The organism is Bacillus sp. 22190 (assembly GCF_052045575.1).
Lineage (GTDB): Bacteria > Bacillota > Bacilli > Bacillales > Bacillaceae > Bacillus > Bacillus altitudinis.
In genome coordinates this window covers 1-4302 of sequence record NZ_JBQEPF010000036.1, presented here as the reverse complement: position 1 = coordinate 4302, position 4302 = coordinate 1, and the positions used below count along the sequence as shown (strand labels likewise).

3 protein-coding genes and 2 pseudogenes are annotated in these 4302 nt (G+C 40.1%); 1 reads left to right on the top strand and 4 read right to left on the bottom strand.

The features are described 5' to 3' along the window. The 4 genes and pseudogenes from ACTJKA_RS19820 to ACTJKA_RS19805 all read right to left on the bottom strand — a co-directional run. Nucleotides 1-962: ribonuclease YeeF family protein (locus ACTJKA_RS19820; protein WP_440607921.1), on the bottom strand; the 962-nt coding region annotated here is incomplete at its 3' end. Nucleotides 963-1306: 344 nt separating this feature from the next. Continuing rightward, on the bottom strand, nt 1307-1780 hold the full coding sequence (locus ACTJKA_RS19815) for a GNAT family N-acetyltransferase (protein WP_148780341.1): 474 nt from the start codon (nt 1778-1780) through the stop codon (nt 1307-1309). A gap of 118 nt (nt 1781-1898) precedes the next feature. Further along, nucleotides 1899-2034, bottom strand: a pseudogene (locus ACTJKA_RS19810) (DUF6262 family protein); the annotation flags it as partial. A 35-nt stretch (nt 2035-2069) separates the two neighbouring features. Further along, complete coding sequence (locus tag ACTJKA_RS19805) at nt 2070-2540, bottom strand: MarR family winged helix-turn-helix transcriptional regulator (protein ID WP_074042006.1); 471 nt, start codon at nt 2538-2540, stop codon at nt 2070-2072. Nucleotides 2541-2659: 119 nt separating this feature from the next. On the opposite strand from ACTJKA_RS19805, the pseudogene ACTJKA_RS19800 reads away from it, so the two are divergent. Next, nucleotides 2660-4226: pseudogene (locus tag ACTJKA_RS19800) on the top strand (MDR family MFS transporter). The last annotated feature ends 76 nt before the right edge of the window (nt 4227-4302 follow it).

The window sequence follows — 4302 nt, the reverse complement described above, 5'->3', positions numbered from 1 at the left end:
ACTGCGGCGGACGTGGCTTGAGTCGTTTTATAGACGGCTTTTCCACCTTTGAAAATACGGCCTGCCCAGCCGACAATCGGAATGTAGCCTGCTGCTGCCATGCCGCCTGCGGCGACTCGCTGGCCTGCGGTGAGTTCTTCACCTGTGATCGGATCAACGCCCGTTGCGGCACGTTTTGCATCGTTCACGCCTGTCAGTTCATTGACGATATTTCCTCCGTAATCAAGAGCTTTTTCATACCACGGACGGTTGGCTAGCGCTTCTTGTTCCTTTGCAATCTTGCGGGCTTCTTCTTGATCTTTTTTGATTTTTAGATATTCAGAAGTTTGCTTCTCAATATCGCTTTTTGCCTTATAGATTTCGCTATTTTGATACGCTTTCTTGTCAAAATTCATAGGCGAAATGGATTTTCCGTCATTTGTCGCATTGATCATTTCTACGTACAATGCCATTGTAGCCTGCTGCTCCGTCTCTGACAAAGCATATTCATCTTTTAAATTTTGATCAAGCTCTCTTAGTTCTTTGACCGTCTTTTTTCGTTCATCTTCCGCATCTTCTATTTTTTCAGCAAAGGTTTGGCTATCAAATACCTCTAGGGAAATGAGGTCATCAATATCTTGAAAAATCGTTTTGAGTGCCTGTTTTTGATCTTTCACAATGCTTTTTGCATTCTTGATGCCCATATGTACTGCATTGTCTAAAAAGTGTTCCTCTATAAAGGTATCGCCGCCAAAGCTCGTATCATCCAGTGTCCCAGAAACACCTTCATGAAAGGCTTTTTGCTTATCAATAAAGCTAATAAACATGTCTACATTTCCAGCGAGTTCTTTATAGAAGCTTTTAATGTTATCGGCACCTTTTCCAGTGAAATCATCACCGAGGTTGGCAACACCTTGTAATGCCTTTTTTAAATCTACCATTTGTTCGCGGAGTTCCTGATAGTGTTTTGACCTTGTATCCATGGCACTGGTTAGTGCTTTTGCATCAAGTATCTTCCCCAGCAGAATTCACTCCTTCCTATTCATTGACAAGGTCAATTTTACCAACACAAGGAATGTCATGAAATAGGAATAAAGATACAAAAACAGCTTCTATTTAATCAGAGAAAGGTGCGTTTCTTCAAAAAACGGACACCAATCAAGGCATTTTAAGTGCTCAATGATCAGCGTCCGCAGGTTCTTCTTTCTGGACAACATATTCGGTTCATTTTTCTTGTCTATTAAAGGGTATAACATATTTTATATAACGAATATGTTATACCCTTTCTTCTTAAACTAACGCACCTGTTAGCATAACAAAAAAATGATTATTTTATTTTTTTTAGCATTTTAAAATTAGCCAACTTAACCCCCTTTTTTTCCACAGTTTGTGAACAAACAATTTTGTAACCTAGATGTTCAAAAAATGGCTTAGCTGTGATACTTGCTTCGGTATCAATTTCTAAAAGCTTTAGTTTCTTTGCCTCAGATTCGAGCATATCAACTAAAGCTGTGGCTATACCTTGTCCTTGATAATCTTTATGAACGAATAGTCTATCTAAGTACCCGGTATGCGTTAAATCGCTAAAACCAACAACTTTACCATTCACTTTAGAAACAAATGTTATATTTTGACTCAATGATTCCTTCCAAGAATTCATTTTAGATTCTTTTTCATCTCTTGGTGCCCAAGCATCCAATTGTACTTGGGAATAATCTTTTGAATTTACGGAATGAACTGTTTCATAAAACAATGAAATAATCTCTTTTGTATCAGTTTCCTTAAACTTTATAATCTCCACTTTCTGTTATACCTCCCCTTTTTAGGATAAGCATCCTAATATACTTATCATTATTTCAGCAACTTCTTCTTGCGCTATACTGCTCCGTTAGTTGAAGGAGGGTGAACGTTGTTCTCTCTTATAAATTTTTATAGACATCTGCATATGCTACTTTCAGTTGCTCTCTTAATTGCCTATTTTCCTCTTCCAACTTTTTGTTTTTTTAGAGATGCAATGAGAGCATCTTTGTTGTTTTCGTTCATTTCTCGCTTTACTTATTTCGGTGTAGTTAACGCATCAGTGTGCTTTCTTACGATTTAGACTTAAGCAATTGCAGCTCTTGATCCATGATTTCAGCTGCTTCTGAAATAAATTGAATGATTAAATCCAATTCTTCTGGCTTGTATTCATTTGTGAGTTTTTTGGTGGATGCCGATAAAGATTGAAAGAGTTCCTTCACTTGTGATTTCCCAGCCGTTAATGGAACAATGATGACTCTTCGCTTGTCTTTTGGGTCCTTCTCCCTTTTGACGTAGCCTGCTTTTTCTAACCGGTCAATGAGAGCGGTGACCGCACCTGAGCTAAGACCAGTTTTTTCACTTAATTCACCTGCTGTGAGTGGTCCAAGTTCGTTTAACAAATCTGCTGATTTGAGATCTGTTGGGAAAAGGCCGAGCGATTGAGCGGCTGCTTGGTGAAATAGGACTGTTCGTGTAGCAAGGCGTCTCATCGTATGAATGATCTGGTCCGCTCGATCTTCTGCCTCGTTCTTTGTTGACAACTTGTTCTCCTCCCTTTAAAATCAATTTATCTTGATCATCAAGATAAATGTTCTCTTACTTTATAATTAACTTGATCATAGCAAAAAAGTGAAGAGAACGTAAGCAGGAGGTAAATGAAATGAATAACGTGGATCATAAAGGCAAGGCATCCACTCGCTTTGTTGTCGTCGGGTTGCTGTTAGGGATTTTTATGGCAGCGATGGACAACACCATTGTCGCAACAGCAATGGGAAGCATCGTCGCCGATTTGGGCAGTTTTGATAAATTTGCTTGGGTGACTGCTTCTTATATGGTGGCAGTGATGGCCGGTATGCCGATTTATGGAAAGCTTTCAGATATGTATGGTCGAAAGCGTTTTTTTCTGTTTGGACTTATTTTCTTTTTAATTGGATCTGCGCTGTGTGGCATCGCACAAACAATGGATCAGCTCATTATTTACCGTGCGATTCAAGGACTTGGAGGCGGTGCTCTTCTTCCGATCGCTTTCACGATTATCTTTGATATCTTCCCGCCAGAAAAACGCGGGAAAATGTCCGGTATGTTTGGTGCAGTTTTTGGTCTATCCAGTGTATTAGGACCGCTGTTAGGAGCAATTATTACGGATTCGATCGGCTGGCATTGGGTGTTTTATATTAACGTACCAATTGGTATCGTCAGTGTATTCTTAATCGCCAAATTTTATCAAGAATCGCTTGAGCATCGCAAGCAGAAAATTGACTGGTCAGGTGCCATTACACTTGTCGTTGCGGTTGTCAGTTTAATGTTCGCCCTTGAGCTTGGCGGTAAATCGTATGCATGGGATTCTGTTCAAATCTTGACACTATTTGCTGTGTTTGTTGTCTTTGGCACCATCTTCTTCATTGTTGAACGGAAGGCAGAAGAACCGATTATTTCATTTTGGATGTTTAAAAATCGTTTGTTTGCGACATCTCAAATTTTGGCGTTTTTATATGGCGGGACGTTTATTATTCTAGCTGTCTTTATTCCTATCTTCGTCCAGGCGGTGTACGGTGAATCTGCAACAAGTGCCGGGTTCATTTTAACACCGATGATGATTGGTTCCGTGATTGGCAGTATGATTGGTGGAACGATGCAGACGAAAGTACCTTTTAGACGATTAATGACCATCTCTGTGATTTCATTTTTTGCTGGGATGCTGCTGCTTGCCAATATGTCGCCTGATACAGCAAGATTGTGGCTTACGCTCTTTATGATGATTTCAGGTTTTGGCGTTGGATTTAGCTTCTCCCTTCTGCCATCTGCTTCAATGAATGATCTCTCTCCGCGCTACCGCGGCAGTGCTAATTCTACCAATTCGTTCATGAGATCACTTGGGATGACTTTAGGCGTGACGATTTTTGGAACGATTCAAACCAATGTCCTGACAAATCGTTTAGCAGATGCTTTTAGCGGAATGAAAGGAGCTTCTTCTCCAGTTGGTGATCCACAAGCCATTTTTCAAGAGGGGGCACGCTCACAAATTCCGCCTGATATTTTAAATAAAGTGATTGATGCGATGTCACAAAGTATTACGTATGTATTTATGATTGCTTTATTCCCGATTGCACTTGCGGCGATTACGGTCATATTTATGGGAAATGCACGAGTACGTACATCAAATGAAATGAAAGAAAGCGAATAATGTGAAAAAAGCAGAGCGATGCGGGACTGACCCCCGTTTTTGAGACAGGGATCAAAACACCTTTATGAAACAGCCAATTGCCGATAGTTTATCGGTGATTGGTTGTTTAGTTTCGTTTG